The 25,540-nt window shown below is 37.0% G+C and carries 14 protein-coding genes, 1 tRNA gene and 1 pseudogene; 9 read left to right on the forward strand and 7 right to left on the reverse strand.

From position 1 onward, the window contains the following. Positions 1-60 precede the first annotated feature (60 nt). Together AC4PG5_RS09665 and AC4PG5_RS09670 are read right to left on the reverse strand one after the other, a co-directional pair. Entirely contained in the window at positions 61-1,740 is a 1,680-nt protein-coding gene (locus AC4PG5_RS09665; RefSeq protein WP_492028693.1) for a RagB/SusD family nutrient uptake outer membrane protein, read from the reverse strand. A gap of 12 nt (positions 1,741-1,752) precedes the next feature. Continuing rightward, positions 1,753-4,773 carry a SusC/RagA family TonB-linked outer membrane protein gene (locus AC4PG5_RS09670; RefSeq protein WP_492028694.1) on the reverse strand — a complete coding sequence of 1,007 codons (3,021 nt, stop codon included), beginning with the start codon at positions 4,771-4,773 and terminating at the stop codon, positions 1,753-1,755. 248 nt (positions 4,774-5,021) lie between these two features. Here AC4PG5_RS09670 and AC4PG5_RS09675 point away from each other — a divergent pair, with 248 nt between their 5' ends. From AC4PG5_RS09675 to AC4PG5_RS09685, 3 genes and pseudogenes are all read left to right on the forward strand, one after another. Beyond that, positions 5,022-9,002 carry a two-component regulator propeller domain-containing protein gene (locus tag AC4PG5_RS09675; RefSeq protein ID WP_492028695.1) on the forward strand — a complete coding sequence of 1,327 codons (3,981 nt, stop codon included), beginning with the start codon at positions 5,022-5,024 and terminating at the stop codon, positions 9,000-9,002. 113 nt (positions 9,003-9,115) lie between these two features. After that, positions 9,116-9,982 (forward strand): annotated as a pseudogene (locus AC4PG5_RS09680) (IS256 family transposase); the annotation flags it as partial. A gap of 67 nt (positions 9,983-10,049) precedes the next feature. Beyond that, positions 10,050-11,204, forward strand: a complete 1,155-nt coding sequence (locus AC4PG5_RS09685) for an IS256 family transposase (protein WP_492028566.1) — start codon at positions 10,050-10,052, stop codon at positions 11,202-11,204. Between the two features lie 205 nt (positions 11,205-11,409). Here the strand turns inward: AC4PG5_RS09685 and AC4PG5_RS09690 are convergent. Next, positions 11,410-11,493 (reverse strand) — tRNA-Leu (locus AC4PG5_RS09690). Positions 11,494-11,652: 159 nt separating this feature from the next. On the opposite strand from AC4PG5_RS09690, the gene AC4PG5_RS09695 reads away from it, so the two are divergent. Continuing rightward, complete coding sequence (locus tag AC4PG5_RS09695; protein WP_492028696.1) at positions 11,653-12,735, forward strand: mannose-1-phosphate guanylyltransferase; 1,083 nt, start codon at positions 11,653-11,655, stop codon at positions 12,733-12,735. A 52-nt stretch (positions 12,736-12,787) separates the two neighbouring features. On the opposite strand, the gene AC4PG5_RS09700 is transcribed toward AC4PG5_RS09695, so the two are convergent. The 3 genes from AC4PG5_RS09700 to AC4PG5_RS09710 all read right to left on the reverse strand — a co-directional run bounded on the left by AC4PG5_RS09700 (position 12,788) and on the right by AC4PG5_RS09710 (position 15,048). After that, positions 12,788-13,180 (reverse strand): HIT family protein, encoded by a 393-nt coding sequence (locus tag AC4PG5_RS09700; RefSeq protein WP_492028697.1) that lies wholly within the window; start codon positions 13,178-13,180, stop codon positions 12,788-12,790. A gap of 56 nt (positions 13,181-13,236) precedes the next feature. After that, positions 13,237-13,701 carry a transcription elongation factor GreA gene (greA, locus tag AC4PG5_RS09705; RefSeq protein WP_492028698.1) on the reverse strand — a complete coding sequence of 155 codons (465 nt, stop codon included), beginning with the start codon at positions 13,699-13,701 and terminating at the stop codon, positions 13,237-13,239. Positions 13,702-13,896: 195 nt separating this feature from the next. Further along, the gene (locus tag AC4PG5_RS09710) at positions 13,897-15,048 is read right to left on the reverse strand and encodes a DUF4369 domain-containing protein (protein ID WP_492028699.1); all 1,152 of its coding nucleotides are present in this window, start codon (positions 15,046-15,048) and stop codon (positions 13,897-13,899) included. Between the two features lie 196 nt (positions 15,049-15,244). Between AC4PG5_RS09710 and pnp the strand changes: the two genes are divergently transcribed. The 5 genes from pnp (at position 15,245) to AC4PG5_RS09735 (ending at position 24,318) form a co-directional block, all read left to right on the forward strand. Continuing rightward, positions 15,245-17,371 carry a polyribonucleotide nucleotidyltransferase gene (gene pnp / locus AC4PG5_RS09715; protein WP_492028700.1) on the forward strand — a complete coding sequence of 709 codons (2,127 nt, stop codon included), beginning with the start codon at positions 15,245-15,247 and terminating at the stop codon, positions 17,369-17,371. A 128-nt stretch (positions 17,372-17,499) separates the two neighbouring features. Continuing rightward, positions 17,500-18,060, forward strand: a complete 561-nt coding sequence (locus AC4PG5_RS09720; protein WP_492028701.1) for an RNA polymerase sigma-70 factor — start codon at positions 17,500-17,502, stop codon at positions 18,058-18,060. Positions 18,061-18,152: 92 nt separating this feature from the next. Then, the gene (locus AC4PG5_RS09725) at positions 18,153-19,094 is read left to right on the forward strand and encodes a FecR family protein (RefSeq protein WP_492028702.1); all 942 of its coding nucleotides are present in this window, start codon (positions 18,153-18,155) and stop codon (positions 19,092-19,094) included. Positions 19,095-19,255: 161 nt separating this feature from the next. Beyond that, positions 19,256-22,645 carry a TonB-dependent receptor gene (locus AC4PG5_RS09730; RefSeq protein ID WP_492028703.1) on the forward strand — a complete coding sequence of 1,130 codons (3,390 nt, stop codon included), beginning with the start codon at positions 19,256-19,258 and terminating at the stop codon, positions 22,643-22,645. 17 nt (positions 22,646-22,662) lie between these two features. Further along, positions 22,663-24,318, forward strand: coding sequence for a SusD/RagB family nutrient-binding outer membrane lipoprotein (locus tag AC4PG5_RS09735; RefSeq protein ID WP_492028704.1), 1,656 nt, complete (start codon positions 22,663-22,665; stop codon positions 24,316-24,318). A gap of 141 nt (positions 24,319-24,459) precedes the next feature. On the opposite strand, the gene buk is transcribed toward AC4PG5_RS09735, so the two are convergent. Next, a complete protein-coding gene (gene buk / locus AC4PG5_RS09740) occupies positions 24,460-25,521 on the reverse strand; it encodes a butyrate kinase (RefSeq protein WP_492028705.1) in 1,062 nt (353 codons plus the stop codon). Positions 25,522-25,540: the final 19 nt, after the last annotated feature.

Consider the following 25,540-nt stretch of genomic DNA (forward strand, 5'->3'; position numbering starts at 1 on the left):
AAGATAAAAGTGTGTTAAGTTAATATCGGAAGCTTTTAAGTTTGTTATAGGATATACCTATTAAAAATTTCTACATTCGCTAAGGCTTGGATTCAAATCTTGCTCTCTCTTTGGAGCAGGGAAATAGCGCCTTATATCATTTTCCTTCAAGTCTTGAGGGTAGACTTTCCAGATAGCGCTATTGTCGGGTCTTTTCCCAGTCAATTTTAATGCACTTTCTTCAGAGCATAGTGTCGTGTACTTTATATCAGCGATATGTTTATCCATACGATCCTTCCATAGTCCCATTCTTATTAAATCAGTCCGTCTAACCCCTTCCGTATTTAATTCAAACAAGCGTTCATCACAAATAGCACTACGTAAATTCTCTTTAGTGGCATAATCATCTAGCTTCAAATTATGAGCTTGATTTTGGAATGCTCTTTCTCTTATTTCATTTATAAGATCTATTGCAGTTTGTGTTGGCCCATTAATTTCATTCAATATTTCAGCCTTGCAAAGAATAATATCAGCCAAACGCAGTAAGGGCATATTATTACCTGTATTATAATTATAACTTTGTGGCTTAGTATATTTATATTTTTGAGTATAGCCTTCTTCTAATTCATAAACGATATATGGCACTTCTTGATAAAGAGTTCCTTTATCTTCAGGCTTTGATGGTATACGATGGATGATGGAATTATTATATATATTCTTAAATTCTCTGAGAATTAACTTGGTTAATCGCTCATCGTCCTTGTCAAATTTCCAAATCATCTCTAAAGGCAATGCAAAATTGCACCATCCACAATCATAAGACCAAGGTGTAAATTCCATGCCTATAATAGATGTTCCGGATGGACTCTCCGAATTTGAACGAATAGTAAATATAAGTTCATTATTATATAAACCTTCATCGGTATAAGGATTGAAAATATCCCAAACATGTTCTTGCAAACTGTACACTCTTCCACGCATTTCTAATAAATCATCTGCATAAGTCAGTGCTGCATTCCATTCTGGTGTTGCGTCTTGTCCTGCTAGACGTAATCGACCGGCTGTTCTCATATGCAAACGACATAAGTAGCCTAAAGCAGCCCCTTTGGTTGCTCTTCCTGCATCAACTTTTTCACTAAAAAATTCAGGTAATCCATTATCCTCAATCGAAGCTGTAAGATCATGATGTATCTGTTTCTCTATATCTTCAATAGGGCTTGGTGGCAATATTGCATCTATTTTTATTTGACTATCAGTAATCAATGGTACTTTATAGAATACATCGGACAAATTATAATATGCAAAGCCACGCATGAAATAAGCTTCTGCAAGCAAACGTCTTTTGTATGATAATGCCGCTTCCTCAGTATCGCCAAACATATCGTCCGACATCTCGGATATTTGTTTGATAGCTGAGTTAGCACGCCCAATAATTCTATAATTGCCATTCCACCAAGCAGCGATTTGATCATTTCCACTCAGACGTCCCTCATTAAGTATCTCAAGATCTAATTCTTTTTTATAGCAGACGTCCGTAGGTAAATCATTGATAGAAAAGATAGCCGATTGTCCTATCATTTTAAGTGGTTCATAGATTCCATTAACAGCGGCTAAAGCGTCTGAAGCTGTTGTAAATGCATTTTCATCAGTCAGTTCTGAATATACGACTTCCTCTAGTTCGTCATTACAGGACGTAAGAATAGGAAAAGTTGTTAAGATGCAGACAGATATTATAATAATTTTTTTATATAAATGTTTCATAGGATAAAAGTATTAGAATATTATTTTAACACCGGCATTAAAAGTACGATACGCAGGATAAGAGCTGAAATCTAAGCCTTGTGATACAGCACTGCCTCCATTAGCACTTGCTTCGGGGTCAAATCCTGAATATTTAGTTATTGTGAATAAGTTTTGTCCTCCAATGAATAGACGTAGACTCTTTAGATGTTTCTTTAAGTTTTTGATCTTGTTGACAGGCAAATTATATCCGAGTTCAATGTTTTGTAGTCGTACATAACTTGCACTTTCAACAAAACGAGAGTTAATATAAGAACCATATTTTACACCCGCATTCTTTTTATATCCATTACGAGGGATAGAGTTTGAAGGGTGATTCTGAGTCCATCTATCTCTTGAATCAGACAAACGGTTCTCGTCTTCCAATACAATACGCGATAAATTCAACATTTGTCCTCCTAATGCAGAGTCAAAGAAGAAAGAAAAGTCAAAATCTTTATATTTGAACTGGTTATTTAATCCCCATATAATATCCGGATTACCATCACCGATAACTGTTCTATCTTTACTTGTAACGGTTCCATCCTTATCTATATCGACAAATTTAGGATCTCCAGGAATGGAGTTTGGTTGAGCAGCATATGTTTCACCATTCTGAATAATTCCATCAAATACATAGCCATATAAAGAACTTAAAGCTTTTCCTTCTTGCAACAAAGCATATTCTTCATATTCATACCAACCATGTGGAGAAACTTTCTCATATCTGGCTTCACCCTTATTTAATGACACAACTTTATTTTTATTGCATGAAGCATTAAAGCTCGTTACCCAGCTGAAATTCTTAGTTGAAATATTGTTAGACTTAATAAACAATTCAAAACCCTTATTCTCTATTTTACCATTATTACCCATGAATGTCTCAAATCCTCCTGTTGAAGTTGATACTGAAATAGGATTAAGCAAATCTTCTGTTATTTTAATATAATGATCAAAATTGACCTCAATTCGGTTATTAAAAAGAGTAAAGTCTATACCAAAGTCTAATTGCCTTGTTGTTTCCCACTTTAAATCCTTATTGCCAGGATTAGATGGGAACATACCTTTTACAATTTGATTACCGCCCAAATACACATCACCCATCGCAAATTTCACTTGCGATAAATAGTTTCCTATACCATCATTACCCGTTATACCAAAGCTGCTACGAAGCTTAATATTCGAGAATATTGATTTAGCAAAACTCATAAAAGGCTCTTCACTTAGTTGCCATGCAAGAGAAGTAGAAGGGAAATATCCCCATTTTTGATTAGGACCGAAATTAGATGCTCCATCGGCACGAATTGACGCATTTAAAATGTATTTATCATTCAAAATATATTCACCCTTTGCAAAGAAAGAAGACGTTGTATGTTTATCTTTACCTGAACTGACAAAATCAATTCTTTTACCTGCCCCTATATTATTATACTTAAATTCGTCCGTTGAAAATCCGCAAGCCTGCATTCCACTACTTTCAGACACATAGTTTGTATATGTACCTCCTAGTATGAATTTGAGGTGATGCAATTTACCTAATTGCTGATTATAGGTTAATAAAGCATCTAACTGATGTTGATCACTTTTCGCACTTTGAATTATAGCCTGTCCTTCATTGGCTTTACCTACATTGGTTGTTTTAGGATAATATTTTTGTGCCTTAGTATTATCATTACCATAGGTATATTGCATACGAGCTGTTAGATTCTTAAGAATATCGACTTCTCCGAATAATGTTGCATACATACTATTGGTCACACTTTCAAAATCAACATCATTCAATTCGTTTAGAATCGCAGGCTTTCTACCATCTTCGCCAAACACTGTTTTTCCAGATGGAGTTACCAATGGACTTTGTATAAACAGATTGTACATAATATTGTCTGTCGCGACATTTGTCCCCATATTCAGATAATTCTTTCTTGCACGTGACAAATATACATTTGTACCAAAACGCACCTTTTCATTCAATTTATACCCCATATTCATACGGCTACTGAATCGATTAAATTCCGTATTCTTTAAAATGCCCATATCATCGGTATAGTTAGCCGAAATAGCCATTGAAAGTTTTGAGCTTCCTCCTGTAACACTTAATTGATGCTGCTGTGTCTGTGCCGTTTGCGTAGCTTCTTTAATCCAATCGGTGCCTGCTCCCTTATATTCTAGCTGCTTTTCTGTATATGGTGCATTACCTACAGAACCATTTTCTCTCCATGAATCCATGGCGTAATTAATACTTTCTTGCGCATCCATTAAGTCCCAAGGATTATTTAGCTTCTTTATAGAGATATTATATGAATAAGAGATATTAAAATGTCCTTCTTTGCCCTTTTTAGTTGTAATAATGACCACACCATTTGCCCCTCTTGCACCATAAATAGATGTCGCAGCCGCATCCTTAAGTATCTCTATTGATTCTACATCTTCTGGATTAATCTGATTACCTATAGAAGTCTGAAAACCATCAATCACATATAAGGGCTCATTATTTGAACTTACAGAAGAAGCCCCTCTAATTCTAATAGAAATTCCACCACCAGGTTCATTGGAATTTTGTCTTACGAGGACTCCTGCAGCTCGTCCTTTAATGAGTTGAGCCGCATTGGTTACAACTCCCGCTTTTATATCATCTGTCTTTAATGATGTAATTGCTCCTGTTATATCTCTTTTACGTGTTGTGCCATATCCAACGACTACTATTTCATCAAGATTAATTGCACTTTTTGCTAGTTTTACGTTTAGATCATTGCCATTTTTTATAGTTATATTCTGACTTTGCAATCCGATATACGATATTGTCAGCACTTGACCATTGTTTACTTTAATTGTAAACATACCATCTATATCAGTTGTAGTCCCCACATTCGTATCTTTTATTACAACAGTGGCACCAATAACCGGCTGATTATCTGTTTCATCTATAACTTGGCCATGAATAGTATTCTGCCCATAACAAAAACTACACGACAATATTAGAAAGGTCATAAAAAGGTAAATAGTTCTTTTTTTCATACTACGAGTATTCTTAAATAAAGGTTAATTAACTAGGTTTGATTTAAAGATAATGATGGTCTCTTTTATGTTCTCATTGTATTATTTAATTAGATTTATAATGGGGGCAAAGCTATTGGTAATGGTTAAATAGCACATCCGGATCTGTACTGAATAAATCCTTTCTTGTCCTTTTTCCCTTTATAAGAATTCGAATACTATATATATTTCTTAATTTTGTTTCTATAAAGTTTCAAAAAACCAATACTATGAATAACCGTTACTATATATTTTCATTTTTGTTATCTCTTTCTTTTCTAAATATTGATTGGGCTAATGGATACAATAATTATCATTATAAGCAAGTATCTTTTGAACAAGGCTTATCTCAAGGCACAATAAATAGCTTGTACTTGGACCACAACGGAACAATGTGGGTTGGAACGAATTCGGGATTGAATACATTCTATAAAGATGAATTTGTGGTATATAAGCACGACGATTCGAATACCTTTAGCCTACCAAGTAATATTATTTATTATGTCTTTGAAGATGCATTAAATAATATTTGGGTTTCGACGGATAAAGGTTTGGTTATGTATGACGCCCCATTAAATAGTTTTAAGTCAATCTCAAGCAAAAATCAGCTGATAACTGATACCATGTATTCCTATATTCTATTATCCGACGGCATTTTATTTTCTTCTGCTAATGGCTTCTATAAATACTCATATAAGACTCGAGAAGTCAAAAAAATATCTATAAAAGGGAGTTCTAACGAAACGTTTTATTTTGATCAGATAAGTAGGCTTGATAATGGGCATCTTCTTTTGAGGAATAGAATGAAAGGTTTATATAAACTTAGATTATCAGATTATAGAATCGAGAAAATGGGGAACCCTTCATCGCAAAATGTAATGGCTATATGTTGCGATGGTAGAGGGAATTATTACTATTCTATTTATAAGAAAGGTATTTGGGGATATGATAAGAATGACAATAATTTATTTCATCTGTCTACAACTAATTCTAAAATGACAAACGACATCGTTTTATGTATGACTTTGCATAATAATCGTTTATGGATAGGGACAGATGGAGGTGGCATAAGTATTATAGATTTAACGATTCCTTATAAAATACATTCACTGCAACATAAACCGGGATGTATTGGTACATTACCCAATAATTCTATAAAGACATTGTATGCAGATCATCAGAATAATTTATGGGCCGGTACTGTAAGAGATGGTCTATTTAGTATTCAATCCGTACCGTTTCGAACATATAAAGACGTTTGCTTAAAAAGTCCGAATGGGATAAGCGAGAAAGTGATTAACTGTCTGTATGAAGATGAATCAGGCGTTTTATGGATAGGAACAGATGGTGGTGGATTAAATAGCTACGATGCTAAGACCGATCGTTTTACACATTACCAAAATTCTTTTGGAAGAAAAATCGTTTCAATCAATAAATACTCTGAAACAGAACTCTTAGTTTCTGATTACGAACGAGGACTTTGCATCTTTAATAAAAGAGCCAAGACTTTTAAACCTTTTATGATTGTCGATAATTCAATTAACAACCATGAATGTTTTAGTGGATATGCTGTTTTTCTAGATAGGATGTCGGATGATGAGATTCTTATAGAATCAATTGATACATATTTATATAATCTTAGATTAAAAAATTTCAGAAAGCTAATAATAAAGGAACTTAAGGATAATATTGGTGCAATGCGCTTTATATATGCGAATAAAGATAAGGCCTTCTTTAGATCTGCTAATAGAATTTTACTTTTGGAGAAGCAAAAGCTGGAAATTCATAAAGTATATGATCTGCCTAAAAGCGAATATATAAATACTGCCGCATGGGATGGGGAAAATAAAATTTGGCTTGGAACAGAGGTCGGTTTAAGTTATTATAATATGAGCGACAAGAAATTAAAGCGTATTAAAACACGGCTTTTTAATGGCGTTTCCATGTTGTTTTATGACGATAGAAAACGTTTATGGGTAAACTCGCAGAATATGTTGTTTTTGTATGATGATAAAAAAAACAAGTTTACACAATGGGGAAGTAGCGATGGATATACCGGTAATGAAATACTATCGCCTCCCATTATCTCACAAAAAGATTCAGTTTATTATATGGGAGGAGTCTCAGGACTTGTAAAAGTAGAGAAAAATATAAAAATATCCGAAGGTATTGCACCTATTATTAAACTTAGTGACCTTATTATAGATGGCAGAATGATGCAAACAACAGAGAAAATATCATTGAAACATGATTATAAGTCCTTGGCTATAAAAATAAAATCAATTGATACAGATATTTTCCGAGATATGCTATTCAGATATACCCTTAAAGGGTATGATATGGTTCCTATTGAGACTTACAAACATAGTCTCTCATTGCCACATATGCCACATGGGAAATACAAATTATATGTTTCATGCAATACAAAAGAGGGAAATTGGACAACACCCATTTTGCTATTAAACATCACTGTAGAGGCCCCATGGTATCAACATCCTTTATTTATCATTTCTATGTTAGGACTGATAATTCTGATTATTTATCTTTTTATCCGATATACATTGAGAAAAAAAGAAAAACGATTAGCGTGGGAGATGAAAGATCATGAGCAACAAATGAATGAAGAAAAAATTAAATTCTTTATGAATGTGAATCATGAATTGCGCACTCCTCTAACTCTCATTTATGCACCATTAAAAAGATTGCTTGAGACTAAGAACATTGGAACTGATGTAAAACATGATTATATCATTAATGATGATGTGATTGCCGTATTAAGAGGAATGTATAAACAGGCTTCAAAAATGCGGGATATAGTAAACATGGTCCTTGACCTTAATAAAATGGGCAATATAGATATTATAGCAATAAAATCATCAATTTCATTGAATACATGGATACGTGAAATTTGTGAAGACTTCAGAAAGGAATTTGATTATCAGAATATCAATCTTCAGTATAATCTATCAGAAAAGATAAAAAACGTCATGTTAGATTCGTCAAAATGTGAAATTGTTCTTTCCAATTTCCTTATGAATGCTCTGAAGTTCAGCTATCCTCATACAACAATCATAGTAAGTTCCTCAATCGAAAAAGATTTCATCAGAGTTTCCGTATCAGATCAAGGCATAGGACTGAAGGACACCAATGTATCTTGTCTATTTGAGCGCTATTATCAAGGCGATCATAATAAAAATGGATATGGGATAGGTCTCTCTTATGCAAAAGCACTTATTGATGTACAAGGTGGTCAAATCGGGGCTTTGAATAATATCGAGAATGGGGCTACTTTTTATTATGAGATACCATATGACGGCAATAATGGAGAATTAATATCGAGCGATTCAAAAACAGAATCTGATCTCATTATTCCAACAAGCTTAACGAATATAGAAATAACAGGTCTGGAAATGGCAAAATACACAGTAGCAATAGTTGAAGACAAAATAGAATTACAGAATTTTTTAAAATCTGAATTAATTAAAATATTCAAAAAAGTATATGTTGCATCTAATGGAAAAGATGCTTTACAAATGATATTGAAAGATGCGCCAGATATTATAATAAGCGATGTTATGATGCCATATATGGACGGATATGAGTTATGCAATCAGATAAAAAGTAATATAAGTATTAGCCATATACCTATTATTCTTTTGACAGCAAGAACAGACGAAAGAAGCACAACATTAGGATATAAATCTGGAGCAGATGTATATATGCCCAAACCGTTTGACATGGAAACATTAGTTTCTATATTACGTAACCAACTGAAAATGCGTGAACAAATACGATCCTTCTTCAGCCGTGGTACAATGGATAATATGATAATCGATGCTCTTACAACCAATAATTTAGATGAGATGTTCTTAAAAGAGCTAAATGAGATTATATTAAATAACATCAGTAATATCCATCTCGATGTAAAATTATTAATGAGAGAACTGGGAATATCCAGAACCCCTCTCTATAATAAAATTAAAGCTTTAACCGGAATAGGTGTAAATGAATATATCAATAACATTAGAATTCAGCAAGCAAAAAAGTTATTAGAGAGCACAGACAAAAGTATTACAGAAATATCAGATACTGTGGGCTTTACCTATCAACGCTATTTCAGTACAATATTTAAGCAGATAACGGGAATCAGCCCTAGTGACTATAGGAAGGAAAGGAAAAAAGAAAGGACATTAGAGAAAAAAATACCGTAAGCATCCGAGACCCGGTGCAAGGACCTTTAACGTACATCTTGCGATAGCGTTTTAAAAAGTGTGTAAATCCCAATATTTCTTAGATTTGTATTGTAACCTAAAATGAAAGAGAAATGGAATTTACACAAGAACAAATGTCTGAAATTATTTCTTCACTTACAAATGGTAAAGAAGGATTTCAGGAATTAATCCGTTTAGGGATGGAATCATTAATGAAATCAGAGCGTAAGATTTATAATTCTCAGACTGATGATGTGAGTAATGGCTATCGTGATCGTCGAGTATGTCATGGCGGTCAAATGTTTGAGATTCGCGTTCCTCGGAGTCGTGAGAGCAACTTTTATCCTGTTTTATTAGGGGTACTTAAAGATCAAGAAGCTGAAGTTCAGCGCTTAATTTGTAGTTTATACGCTCAAGGCTTGACCACCAAGCAAGTTGGTGATATCTCTGAGGAATTTTACGGTAAGCATTATAGTAAGAGTCAAGTAAGCCGGCTCCTTGATACGGCACGTGGAGATGTTTCTGCGTGGCTGAACCGTAGATTAGATGCACGTTATCCAATCGTTTATATTGATGCTACGTATGTTGCCACCAGGCGCAATGACTCGGTTTCAAATGAAGCATACTACGTAATATTAGGAGTAAAAGAAGATAGAACTCGTGAGGTCTTATCAATTGTGAATTTCCCAACCGAAAGTGCTTCCAACTGGCTTGATATATTCGATGATATAAAAGAAAGAGGAGTTAGTGAGATTAATTTATTTGTATGCGATGGCTTATCTAGTATTGAAAATTCTATCGCACATGCATTTCCTGGTGCAGATATCCAATTGTGCACGGTGCATTTAAAGAGGAATATATTGGGGAAAATTAAACCTCGAGATAAAAAAATAATTGCGGCTGAAATGCAGATAGTATTTAGGCCAGATCAAGATTTGGTCACCCCTGAAAGCTCACATAAACAATTCCTAGATTTGATAGCGTTTTAAAAAGTGTGTAAATCCCAATATTTCTTAGATTTGTATTGTAACCTAAAATGAAAGAGAAATGGAATTTACACAAGAACAAATGTCTGAAATTATTTCTTCACTTACAAATGGTAAAGAAGGATTTCAGGAATTAATCCGTTTAGGGATGGAATCATTAATGAAATCAGAGCGTAAGATTTATAATTCTCAGACTGATGATGTGAGTAATGGCTATCGTGATCGTCGAGTATGTCATGGCGGTCAAATGTTTGAGATTCGCGTTCCTCGGAGTCGTGAGAGCAACTTTTATCCTGTTTTATTAGGGGTACTTAAAGATCAAGAAGCTGAAGTTCAGCGCTTAATTTGTAGTTTATACGCTCAAGGCTTGACCACCAAGCAAGTTGGTGATATCTCTGAGGAATTTTACGGTAAGCATTATAGTAAGAGTCAAGTAAGCCGGCTCCTTGATACGGCACGTGGAGATGTTTCTGCGTGGCTGAACCGTAGATTAGATGCACGTTATCCAATCGTTTATATTGATGCTACGTATGTTGCCACCAGGCGCAATGACTCGGTTTCAAATGAAGCATACTACGTAATATTAGGAGTAAAAGAAGATAGAACTCGTGAGGTCTTATCAATTGTGAATTTCCCAACCGAAAGTGCTTCCAACTGGCTTGATATATTCGATGATATAAAAGAAAGAGGAGTTAGTGAGATTAATTTATTTGTATGCGATGGCTTATCTAGTATTGAAAATTCTATCGCACATGCATTTCCTGGTGCAGATATCCAATTGTGCACGGTGCATTTAAAGAGGAATATATTGGGGAAAATTAAACCTCGAGATAAAAAAATAATTGCGGCTGAAATGCAGATAGTATTTAGGCCGGATCAAGATTTGGCCACCCCTGAAAGCTCACATAAACAATTTCTAGATTTTATAGATAAATGGGTGAAGAGTTACCCCATGCTTAAAAGGTATAAACATGAAAGGTACAAATTCTATTTCACTTATTTCAAATATGAGAGAGAAATAAGAGGTATGATATATACAACCAATTGGATTGAACGACTCAATAAGGATTTTAAAAGAGTGCTGAAAATGCGTGGTGCGATGCCAAACTATGATTCTGTGATATTATTGCTTGGCAATGTGGCTATGAATAAAGATGTATTTAAATATCCAATTTACAACTTTCTTGAATCAAAGCTTTTTATCAAAACAGAATAATTATATTTTTGAGAAATATTTATGCCTAAGAAATAAAACATACACACTTTTCTGAACATTACCGAAATATTTATGCCTAAGAAATAAAACATACACACTTTTCTGAACATTACCGAACATTACCCTGTTTTCGCCACTCAGTACACTATTAGTACGCTACAAAAGCATAATCCCCTGATAATTATAAATTATCAGGGGATTTTAGTACCCAGACCCGGGGTCGAACCGGGATGGAAGTGAATCCACTGGTGTTTGAGACCAGCGCGTCTACCGATTCCGCCATCTGGGCGTCATTGATTTCTCAATTGCGGTGCAAAGATACAGCTTTTTTTTTACCGAGCAAATATTTACTAAAAAAAAGAATAAAAAAATCAAATCCATTGACGTTGTATCGGTTATTACAAGAATAAGATGTACCTTAGCAGAACCTTATAAAAAGTTTAATATCATGAGTAATAGCAACAATTACTGTGTCATTATGGCCGGAGGAATCGGTAGCCGATTCTGGCCGTTCAGTCGAAAGACTTTCCCGAAACAATTCTTGGACTTTTTTGGAACCGGCCGCTCCCTACTCCAACAAACATACGATCGGTTTCTAAATATTGTTCCTTCGGAAAACATAATTGTGATCACCAATGCCATGTATGCAGATTTGGTGAAACAACAGCTTCCTCAACTTCATGATTATCAAATATTATCGGAACCCGCACGGAGAAATACGGCGCCTTGCATTGCATGGGCCTCTTATCATATTTTAGCCCTAAACCCCAATGCCAACATTATTGTCGCACCATCAGATCATCTAATTCTCAAAAATGCAGAATTTGAAACGGTAGTCAATAAAGGACTTACATTTGTGTCTCAATCCGACAAACTACTCACATTAGGCATTAAACCTAATAGACCGGAGACGGGATATGGTTACATCCAAATAGCGGAAGAAGAATCAGAGAACTTCTTTAAAGTCAAGACATTTACCGAAAAGCCAGAGCTTGAAATTGCGAAGGTTTTTGTGGAAAGTGGAGAATTTTACTGGAATTCAGGCTTGTTCATCTGGAACGTAAAGACCATTACTAAAGCAATACAGGCCTATTTACCCGAGATCTCAGCTAAATTATATTCAAAGCCAAATCTCTATAATACTCCTCAAGAAAAGGCTTTTATTGAAGAGGTCTTCCCAGCCTGCCCCAATGTTTCTATCGACTTTGGACTGATGGAAAAAGCGGACAATGTCTATGTGTCCTTAGGAGACTTTGGATGGTCGGATCTCGGAACTTGGCAATCTCTTTATGAGCTATCACCCAAAGATCAAAATGAGAACGTAACGCTGAAAGGACAATCGTTGATTTACAATAGTCGGAATAATATTGTCGCCCTGCCGGAAGACAAACTTGTTGTGATTGACGATCTAGAAGACTATCTCGTTGCCGAATCGAATAATGTGTTAGTCATCTGCAAAAAAGACAACGAACAAGCTATTAGGAAATATATCACAGATGCCCAACTCAAACTAGGCGAACATTTTATCTAGCATAAAAAAAGGGCATCTTATATAAGATGCCCCATATATTATCATCATAAGCTTAGAGGAAGGATTGAATAGCTTTAGCAATAGCTTGAAATTCCTGAGGTTCAAGCTTGAGTTTTGGATTGGAGAATAACATATCCGATTCTTTTTGCATCGGGATCAAATGAATGTGAGCATGAGGCACTTCTAAACCAATAACAGTCTCCCCCACTTTTTTACAAGGAAATGCCTTTTGAATAGCCAAAGCCACCTTTTTAGCAAAAACATGCATTAAAGCCAAGTCCTCGTCACACAAATCGAAAATATAATCAACTTCTTGCTTAGGGATGATTAAAGTGTGTCCCTTTGTTAAGGGATTGATATCAAGAAAAGCAAAAAACTTATCATCTTCGGCGATCTTATAACAAGGAATCTCACCTGCGACGATCCGACTAAATATTGTTGCCATAAATACTACTTTTATAGATTAAAAAGGCAAACTCTAAATCAGAGCTTGCCTTTTTGTTAAAACGAAATATTCATTATCTCTAAAGAAATCTGACCTTGAGGAACGGTAATCTCTGCAACATCACCAACCTTTTTACCAAGTAAACCTTGAGCAATAGGTGTGTTTACTGAGATCTTTCCTTCTTTTAGGTTTGCTTCAGCCTCCGAAACAATGGTGTAAGTCATTTTCATGCCATTTTTGACATTTTTCAACTCAACCTTATTTAGGATCTGAACTGAGTCTGTTTTCAGTTTAGACTCATCAATGATTTTTGCATCTGCAATAATCGACTTCAACTTACCGATTTTCATTTCAAGAAGACCTTGAGCTTCTTTTGCTGCATCATACTCGGCATTCTCCGACAAATCCCCTTTGTCTCTAGCTTCAGCTATAGCAGCAGAAATCTTTGGACGCTCCACTGTCTCCAATTCTTTCAGTTCCGCCAATAAATTCTTGTAACCTTCTTCTGACATATAAGCCATGATGTTTTCCTCCTTTATTTTATTTTAATAATATGCGATCAAAACCTTATATAAAACAAAAAGAATTCCAACATGCTTATGCTGGAACCCTCCTGTTTTTATTTTTGTACAAAGATAACCTTTTAACTTATACGTGTCAAGCAAAAAGGAATGCTATGTAACATATTTAAATGAAATATGCCAATTTATAACAACTTAAAGCATTGACTTAACCGTTGCATCAAGATCCTTTATTTCTTCCCCACGAGCTTTTAATTCTCCATTCCGGTTGATTAAAAAAATCGATGGTACTTCTCGAACATTATAGACCGAAACATTAGTTGAGTAAACTCCCGCGGCATCACGCACACAAACCCATGGTAAATTATCGGCAGATGTTTTCCAGAAATGTTCGTCAGCATCCAAAGAAATCTGATAGATTTCTAAACCTTGAGCACTATATTTGTTATATAAATCACGCAATAAGAGATTGTGAGGTGCACCTGCTGCAGATTGAAACACTGAGAAGTCAAGCAAAACCACCTTACCTTTTAAATCGGTCAATTTACGAACATTACCTTTCAAATCGCGCAAGGAAATGTCTATCAAACCGGCCTCAGACACTTTATCCTCAGAAATCTCCAATGTTTTAACCTGTGGTTGACGTGTGTTCTTCATACCCTTAATCACAATATTGTAAAGATTCTTTGAGCGAATGGCATGAGGATACATATTGCTCAAACTTGTAGCTACAGCTCCAAAGCATTTAATATCATCGCGACTATTTAAAGGATCGAAAATCAAATAATCATTGACCTTCTGGAATAAAGCAAAATAGGCTGCAGAAGTGTTTGGAGCAGCAAAAATATAGTTCAGCTTAACATCCTCTTTATAACGATTCATAACAGTAGACAAGCTATCTTGGAAGGTATCATAACCTATTGCATTTGCACGCAAAGCGGCTTGCAACTTATTCACATCATCTTGTAAACGTATCTGTTTAAGCGTAAGCTCTTTAATTTTATTACTATTTTCCGATCCTTCAACCGAGTAACTTGTTGGGAAACTTCCGCTAGAAGCCTCTATTTTGATCGTCTCCGTAGAATCAACTGAAAAATTAATAATTTTATCCTCTAGACGTAAACGATAAAATTCCGGAGATTCCGGACGAGATTGTTTAAAACTAAAGGTTCCGTCTCCTTTCAATTTCACAGAATCTAAAGCGACAACACCCTCTAAACCAGAAGACTCTAGATAAAGCATTTTTCCATCAGCTTCCGCGACTGTTCCCTGAATATTAAATTGAGGTTCAGATGTACAAGAAGCCAAAGCTATAGCTGTTAATGTAACAAAAGTTATCTTTTTCATAAATATGTGTGTTATTTTTAATTGCAAATATACGTCTTTTAAGGATTCAGCAAAGCTTTTTGGTTCGTTCTTGCTCTCAAATTCTAAAAAAAACAAATAACAGACAACTTTTTACCTCATTTCCACATAATTACATGGAAGAAATATGTATCTTTGCAAGAATTTTGAAAGAAAAAGTATAGATAAAACAATTTTTATGATTAACCCAATTGTTAAAACGATCGAGTTACCTGATGGAAGAACCATCACGCTCGAGACGGGAAAGTTGGCAAAACAGGCAGATGGTTCTGTAATGCTACGCATGGGAAACACCATGTTGCTGGCTACTGTTTGTGCCGCTAAAGATGCAGTTCCCGGAACTGATTTCATGCCACTACAAGTAGAGTACAAAGAAAAATTTGCCGCATTTGGTCGCTTTCCAGGTGGATTCACCAAAAGAGAAGGTCGTGCATCCGATTACGAAATTCTAACTTGCCGACTTGTTGACCGCGCTCTACGCCCTCTATTCCCTGATAATTTCCACGCCGAAGTATACGTAAACATTGTCCTTTTCTCTGCAGACGGTGTTGATATGCCTGATGCATTAGCCGGTTTAGCCGCATCTGCTGCTTTGGCTGTTTCTGATATTCCTTTCAATGGCCCTATTTCCGAAGTACGTGTTTCTCGTATCAACGGTGAATTTGTCATTAACCCAACTTTCGAACAACTTGCACAAGCCGACATGGATATCATGGTTGCTGCCACATACGACAACATCATGATGGTAGAAGGTGAAATGCACGAAGTTTCAGAAGCCGAACTTCTTGAGGCGATGAAAGTTGCACATGAAGCCATTAAAGTACATTGCAAAGCTCAAATGGAATTAACCGAAGCTGTTGGCAAAACAGTGAAACGCGAATATTGCCATGAAGAGAATGACGAAGAGTTAAGAAAAGCGGTTCATGAAGCTTGTTATGAAAAATCATACGCTGTTGCTCAATCGGGCAATAACAACAAACATGAACGCCAAGATGCTTTTGACGCCATCTGCGAAGAGTTCAAAGCTCAACTATCGGAAGAGGAATTAGCAGAAAAAGAAGCTTTAATCGACCGTTACTATCATGACGTTGAGAAAGAAGCTATGCGTCGTTGCATTTTGGACGAAGGAAAGCGCTTGGATGGTCGTAAGACTACAGAGATTCGTCCAATTTGGAGTGAAGTCGGTTACCTACCCGGACCTCACGGATCAGCAGTCTTTACTCGCGGTGAAACACAGTCTTTAACTTCAGTCACTCTAGGAACAAAACTAGATGAGAAGATCATTGATGATGTGCTTACTCGTGGCAAAGAACGTTTCCTATTACACTATAATTTCCCTCCATATTCTACAGGTGAAGCAAAGGCTCAACGTGGAGTGGGACGTCGCGAGATTGGCCACGGCCATTTAGCATGGCGTGCTCTTAAAGGAATGATTCCTGCAAATTATCCATATGTTGTACGTGTTGTTTCAGATATTCTTGAATCAAACGGTTCTTCATCAATGGCTACTGTTTGTGCAGGAACACTTGCCTTAATGGATGCCGGCGTTCAAATCAAAAACCCAGTATCGGGTATTGCAATGGGATTAATCAAAAATGCCGGAGAAGACAAATATGCTGTATTATCGGATATCTTAGGAGATGAAGATCACCTTGGAGATATGGACTTCAAAGTAACCGGTACTAAGAATGGTATCACAGCAACACAGATGGATATCAAAGTGGACGGATTGTCTTATGAAATCTTGGAACGTGCATTGAACCAAGCTAAAGAAGGCCGTTTGCACATCTTAGGTAAAATAGAAGAAACCATTGAAGCTCCACGCGAAGATCTAAAACCTCACGCTCCGCGCATTGAAACCATGATGATTCCTAAAGAATTCATCGGTGCCATCATTGGCCCTGGTGGAAAGATCATCCAAGGCATGCAAGAAGAAACGGGTGCAACAATTACCATTGAAGAAATTGATGGTATGGGACGCATTGAGATCTCAGGAAATAACAAAAAAAGCATTGATGATGCTACCCGTATCATTAAAGGTATCGTAGCTGTTCCTGAGGTTGGAGAAGTCTATAAAGGAAAAGTTCGTTCAATTATGCCTTATGGTGCTTTCGTAGAATTCTTACCAGGAAAAGACGGTTTACTTCACATCTCAGAAATTGACTGGAAGAGACTAGAGACAGTAGAAGAAGCTGGCATCAAAGAAGGTGATGAGATCGAAGTTAAGCTGATGGATGTTGATCCTAAGACAGGTAAATTCAAACTTTCTAGAAAAGTTTTGTTACCTAAGCCTGAGAAAAAATAAAAACAGATTTATAGATCTGACACTATAAAATGGTTTGATTCGTTTGAATCAAACCATTTTTTTTGCATTTCTAAGAAAGTTTATGTTCTTTTGTCAAAAGATAAGACAAGAGCAAAAAGGTAAAAAAAATGCAAACCACAGAATACTCTTCTTCCCTTCATCAATTTTCAAAATTCTTTCTAGACAACAAAGAAAGTTTTTTGGCCTTTGCCTATTCCTATACGAGAGATAAGGAAGAAGCTGAAGATATTCTCATGGAATCGATGATTGCACTTCTAGAGAACAAAGAACGCTGGGCAAAAGATTCCAATTGGCATGGATTACTACTCACAATCATAAAAAATAAGGCCTTAAACTTCCTTGCCAGAGAACAGACCAGATTACGTGCAGAGGAAGAAATCAATAATCACAAACAGCGTGAACTCAATTTACGAATTTCGACACTAGAGGCTTGTGACCCTGACCTAATATTTGATAAAGAAATTCAGCATATCGTTCAGAGAACACTCAACCAAATGTCCGAACAGAGTAGAAGAATATTCATTTTAAGTCGATACCGTAATCTACCTAACAAAGTCATCGCAGAGCAGCTTGGTCTTTCGGTAAAAAGTGTAGAATTTCATATTACCAAATCCTTAAAATTACTACGGAAAGAACTCAAGGATTACCTCATTTCTCTTTTATTATAAAAAAATAAGCTTTTACCGTTAGGGATACTAGGCATGACTCTGTTATATATACAACATGGGGAAAAACACCAATATAACAACATCAAATGTCTATGGAAAGAGAACAACTACATAAATATTTTAAAAACGAAATTACAGTCGAAGAAGAAGCACAAATTTTAGACTGGGTAGAGTCCTCTCCCGAGAATAGAGCTCTTTTTGAAAAAGAGCGTCTTTTCTTTGACATGACACTATTCGCCACTCCTAAGGCAAAACGCCAAACTACTCCTCAAACAAACTTAATAAGAATAATGAAGTGGGGAGCACGCATAGCTGCTACGATCATCATTATTCTCGGTTCTCACCTTCTATTGAAGGATTACCAATACAACAAGCATGCCTATTGTCAAACGGTAACCGTTCCATCGGGACAAAGAGCACAAATTATATTAGCAGATGGAACTAAAGTTTGGCTAAATTCAAAATCAACATTAACCTACTCATCAACTTTTGGACGAGACGAACGTAATGTAAATCTCGACGGCGAAGCTTATTTTGAGGTTACTAAGAATGCAAGAATACCCTTCTATGTTCACACAGAGAAAAATCAATTAAAAGTTGTTGGAACACAATTTAATGTTTGTGCATATGCCGGCAGTAACGAGTTTGAGACAACATTAGTAGAGGGAATAGTAGACGTATATGCCAATAAAGATCTTTCAGCACCCATCACTCGATTAAACAAAGACGAATTTTTCTTCTTACAAAAGGGTAAATATATAAAGAAGAAACTACCATCATATGATTTTTTGAAATGGAAAGAAGGATTGTATTGCTTTGATGATGCGCCTTTCAGTTGTATATTAAACAAACTTGAGAAGTACTACAACATGACCATTCAAGTGACCGATTCTGTGCTCTTGAATTATCGTTGTACCGGAAAGTTTAAAGAACAAGACGGCATTGAGCATATCTTAAAAGTCATCCAAAAAGATCATCCATTCAACTACCAAATAGACTCGGAAAACAATACTATTACGCTCAGTAAGCTATAATAAATCACCTTAAACTAGTACTAACCTTTTAAATTTTATAATATGATACACTCCGAATAACGCATTTTAAAAAAGAATCGGAAAGTACCCCCATACTTTCCGATTCGAAACAGTCAAAAATCGACCTTAATCAATTTATTAACTTAACACGTGGCAAAGATATGAGAAAAATTTCTTTGAAAGGGGCTTTTTGCCCAAAAAGTTTAGGACTTAAGCAATTTTTACTTACTATGAAAATCACCTTATTCCTGTTATTATTCATAACATTTCAAGCTTATTCTGAAAACACTTACTCCCAGAGTAACAAGGTAAACATCACCCATTCAAAACAAAATGTGGGCGAACTTCTTTCACAGATAGAATCGCAAACCGATTATCTATTTGTGTATAATAAAAAGAATGTAGACATCAATCGCCAAATCAGCCTCAATATCGGCAGTAAGCCTGTATCAGAGATCTTAGAGATAGCTTTTGAAGGAACTGGCATTCGATACATCATGGAAGGCAAGAATATTATACTGACCAAAACGCAAGAGCAACCGAGTGCTACTGCCCAACAAAAAAAGATCACGATCAAGGGAGTTGTCGTTGATTCAAAGGATGAACCGATCATTGGAGCCAACGTCGTAGAGAAAGGCACATCCAATGGAATCATCACTAATCTCAACGGAGAATTTAGCCTTCAGATGCCAAGCAATGGCATATTGTCCGTCTCTTATATTGGTTATCAATCTCAAGATATTACCATAAACGGACGAACAAGCATAACCATTAAAATGCAAGAAGAGTCCACGGCACTTGAGCAAGTAATCGTGACAGCGCTTGGTATTAAGAAAAAAGCGGCCTCTCTAACCTATTCCGCACAAGACATCAATGGGAATGAACTCACCAGAGCCAAAGATCCTAATATGATCAATGCTCTAGCCGGTAAATCAGCAGGTGTGCAAATCAACAAAAGTTCTTCCGGTTTGGGAGGATCGGCTAAAGTTTCTATTCGAGGTAGCCGATCGGCTTTTGAAAGTGGAAACAACCAGCCCTTATACGTTATTGACGGAGTACCAATGTTAAATACTTCTACAGCTTCCGTTGCGACCGTAATGGGAGGAGAAAATGATGGAGTAAATAGAGATGCCGGCGATGGAATCTCAAATCTTAACCCTGATGATATCGAAAGCATGAGCATCTTAAAAGGAGCCTCAGCTGCCGCATTGTATGGATCACAAGCCGCCAATGGAGTCATCTTGATCACTACGAAACAAGGAAAGTCGGGAATGCAAAAAGTAACCTTCTCTTCTAATCTAACCATTGACAAAGCCATCAGTTTGCCTAAATTCCAAAACAGTTTTGGAGCAAGTGGAGAAGACAGCTGGGGAGAACAAAAGGAATTAAAAGACTATGACAACGTCGACCACTTCTTCAACAGTGGGGTCATTGCAATGAATACTCTCTCGCTAATGAGTGGTAACGAGAAAATGCAAACTTACTTTTCTTACGCAAATACCACAGCAAAAGGAATTATCGATTCCAACAAGCTGTCTAAGCATAATTTCACCTTAAGAGAAACCGGAAACTTCTTCAACAATAAACTGAAAATTGATGCCAATGCCAATTTGATGATGCAAAACATTAAAAACAGCACCGCATCAGGAGGATTATACCTTAATCCACTAGTTGATGTTTACGGTTTCCCACGAGGATTAGACCTCTCTGAGTATAAAACGACGTTTGAGAAACCAGATCCAACCCGCAATGGATTACCTGTTCAACATTGGTATACCGGAGTCAGCGAATGGACACAAAACCCCTATTGGATTAAGAACAGAGTAACGAACAATAACAAACGTTATCGTGCTTTAGCATACATCAGCGCTAACTTAAAAATAAATGATTGGTTAACCATTCAGACGAGAGCAAATGTTGACTATATCAGTGATAAGTTCGAACAAAAAATGTATGCTTCGACTGCACGGAACATTACTGGAAGTTATGAGGACAAAGAAAACGGGCGATATGTTTGGTCGGAATCAGAACAGTTCCAACTTTATGGAGATGTAATGGCCATGTTCAACAAAACCTTCAATCGTTTTTCGATCAATGGAGCTATTGGTACAAGTACCAATAGCCAAAAAGTAAACTCTCTTTCGATGGATTCAAAAATTGCATCACTGTATAAGCCCAATGTGTTTACGGTAGCCAACATTGTAATGAATACCAATGCAACAATCGATCAGAGTATTAATCAGAAACGCACGATTCAATCGATCTTCGGAACCGTTCAAGTCGGTTTCGATGATGCTTTCTATCTTGACATTACAAGCCGTAACGACTGGTCTTCAACTTTGGCCTATACCAAAAGCAAGAATAGCGGATATTTCTATCCCTCTGTTGGATTATCATGGATCATGAGTAATACCATAAAAATGCCGGAATGGATTTCTTTTGGAAAAATCCGAGGTTCTTGGGCACAAGTCGGAAGTGACTTACCTATTGGTATCTCTAATCCTCCTGCCGACAGAATAACTGCTGGTGGCGGATTCCAAGCCAACGACACGTATAATAAAGGGAACCTTAAACCAGAGATTAGCACCTCTTATGAGTTTGGAACGGAATGGAGCTTTTTCCAAAAACGCTTAGGAATAGACTTCACTTATTATGAAACGAACACACGAAACCAGTTACTACGTATACCGACTCAGCCGGGAAATAAATATGCATATGAGCATATTAACGCAGGAAAGGTTAGAAATAGAGGTATTGAGATTTCACTTAATGCCACTCCTATCATGAATGACTCTTTCCGTTGGAAAACCATCCTCAATTATTCGAAGAATGAAAATAAGATTGTAGAGCTTTATCCGACTTACAAATCATTCCCTTATGGCGACCCTAATATTTCCATGGCTTACATGATGCGTATTGTTGAAGGAGGTTCAATGGGAGATATTTATGGAAATGCTTTCGTTCGAGAAGATGGCAAGATCAAAACGAACAGCGATGGATCGCCAGTGGTAGAAGCCAAAAATCTATCGTTGTTAGGCAACTGTAATCCGGATTTCTTACTTGGATGGAGTAATACGCTAACATACAAGGATTTCAGTTTATACTTCTTGATTGACACGCGTGCCGGAGGAGACGTTATGTCACTAACACAAGGAATGTTGGATAAAAAAGGAGTAACCAAAGCTACAGCCGATGCAAGAAAAGCGGGCTTTGTAGAATACGAAGGAACTAAATTCACAGATGTTCAAAAATTCTACAGTTTGGTGGGCGACAGAAACGGAATTTCCGAATACTATATGTACGACGCAACAAACATTAGATTACGCGAAGTCTCTCTTAGTTATTCATTCCCGCGCTCTATACTCGACAAAACGAAATTTATAAAAGGAATTGATTTATCTCTTATCGGACGCAATCTATTCTTCTTTTATAAATCAGCACCATTCGACCCTGATGCGATCCTATCGACCGGCAATACGTTACAGGGTGTAGATGTATTTGGTATGCCAACCACACGCAACATCGGTTTTAACATTAAACTCACATTCTAATTCTAATACTGATTATTATGATCAAAAATATATCTAAAATAACCGCTGCACTTTGTCTAGTCAGCACATTGTCCCTTTGCGGTTGCACCAGCCATTTTGAGTCTGACAATCAAGATAAGACCGCTTTTACCGATGAACTTCAGGAGTATGATTTCCAAAAATACCTCCTCAAATTTGAAATCATCCAAAGCGGGATCTATTTTAACTACAATTGGGGAAGTGGGAAGAACTGGCCTTTCCAGATCATGCAAAACTTAGGTCAGGACATGTTCTCAGGCTATTTCCATGACATGAATAATGCTTTTAATGATAAAAATTCAACTTATGCCATCAATGACGGATGGACCTCTAGTCATTGGTCGAATACCTATAAGTATATCATGCCTGAAATCACCAAATGTGAAGAGATTAATGCCAACCAACCGGGGTTATTAGGTATAACCAAAATATTAAAAGTAGAAACGATGCACCGCATTGCAGACGTCTACGGTCCAATAGTCTATACCAAGTTCGGACAAGAAGGAGATAACATTGACACACAGGCAGATGCATACAAGGCATTCTTCTCAGATATAGACAAGGGGATAGAACTCATTCAGGATTTCATGACCGAAAACCCGCAAACAGAACCTTTTAAAGATGCGGACTTACTTATGCCGATCGGTAAACGCACATTGGGACAATGGCTGAAGTTTGCAAACTCTTTACGTCTCCGTTTAGCCATACGCGTTTCCAACGCCGACAAGACGTTGGCTCAGGCAGAAATCACCAAAGCATTCAATAGTTCGATAGGCTTTCTTGAGTCATCTGATGAAACCGTAGCTGTTTCTACGGGCAATGGTAAATATACCAATCCTTTGGGAGAGATCAACATGGGATGGAGTGAGGTTTATATGGGAGCAACCATGGAATCATTGCTCAATGGTTACAACGATCCACGTGCAGACAAGTTCTATCAAAAGGCTGTCGGAGGTAATATCACTTGGAAAGATGACAACGGTGAAAAGAGTCTCAATGAATTATTCCCTATCAGTGGTACATTCAAAGGCATTCCACAAGGAACAGGGCTAACAACAGCCGACAACCGCTATCGTTTGCACTCTAGAAGCACAGTGACCACAACCACCGATGCTATTTTAATGACCGCCGCTGAGGTTTGGTTTCTACGCTCCGAAGCTGCTCTAAGAGGACTATCCACCGAAAATGCAAAAGCTTGCTATGAGGCAGGCATTAAAACATCCTTCCAACAATGGGGGGTCAGTGGAGCAGACATGTATCTTATGAGTCACAACACTCCAGCCAATTATATAGATGCTTTCAATAGTCAATATAATATGAATGCGCGCATTACAACAACCCCTAACTGGGACGATGCCACAACACCAGAGGAGCAATTGGAAAAAATTGCAACTCAAAAATGGCTCGCTTGTTATCCTGAGGGAAATGAAGCCTGGAGCGAACAACGTCGCACAGGATATCCAAAGCTCTTTAGAGTACAACAAAACAATAGTGGTGGAAAGATTGATACAGAGATCATGATTCGCCGTTTACCTTTCCCTGCAAGCTTAATTAAAGATTTCCCCACTCAATACAGTGCCATGCTGAAGGCGTTAGGCGGAGCTGATAATGGTGGAACTAGACTTTGGTGGGATACAGGAAAAAACAATTTCTAAAATCAACTCATTGATAAGTTGTTTTCATTAGTATTCAGTCGAATAAAATAAGGAAAAGATTGAAGGGAGTAAGCCAGGGGGACTTACTCCCTTTTTATTTAAAAATCAACGACTTAACAGATAGTCTTGTCTCGTTCGGCATTATTCATACACTTGCACCGACAACTCTCCATTCAAAGCTCCAAGTGCATTCAAAGCCAAAGCTTCCATTTCATCCTCACCAGGATAAACATGAACAGGAGCAATAAAAGAAATTCGTTCAATCAATCGTGGAATAACATACTCCGAGCGTGCAATACCGCCGGTAAGCAAAATAGCATCAACTTTACCGGAAAGAACAGTTGCTGCTCCACCAATCGTTTTCGCCACATTATAAATCATAGCATTCAAGATCAGTTCAGCATGCTTATCTCCTTTCTCTATAAGATCTTCGATCAAGATCATATCTGTGGTACCAAGATGTGCTGCCAATCCCGCACGACCCGAAATGCGTTTCTTTAGTTCATCTTTCGTATGTTTGCCACTGAAACAAAGGTCTATCAGTTGTCCGGCAGGGAGAGTGCCTGCACGCTCCGGTGAGAAAGGCCCTTCTCCATCAAGTGCATTGTTCGCATCAATAGCTCTCCCCAGATGGTGTACTGCAACAGAAATTCCACCTCCAAGATGACAAATGATTAAGTTCAGATCCTCGTAGCGAGTCTGGTTTTCTTTTGCAAATCGACGGGCAATGGCTCGTTGATTCAAAGCATGCCAAATCGTGATGCGATTCATTAGGGGGGATCCGCTAATGCGTGCTACATCATCCAACTCATCGACAACACCAGGATCAGCAATAAAGGCACGGCAACCCGGAATTGAGGAAGCAATTTCATCAGCAATCAAGCCACCCAAGTTACAAGCATGCATACGCATGGCATGCAAGGTGTCACGTTTCATTGCCTCATTAACCTCATACACTCCACCAGCAATAGGCTTTACCAGACCTCCACGGCCGATAACTGCATCAAACTCCAAAGCAATATCATTAGCCTTAAGTTCCTGCAAGACGAGTTCCTTTCTGAACTGAAACTGATCCATGATTTGGTGAAAAGCAGAGAGCTCATCCATACTATGACGAATGTTGCGCACCAAGACCGGAGTCTCATTTTCATAAACGGCTATCTTGGTTGAAGTTGAGCCGGGATTAATAACCAAAATTTTCATAAGTATCTAGATTAAGGAT

The organism is Bacteroides sp. QWL-09 (genome assembly GCF_058683585.1).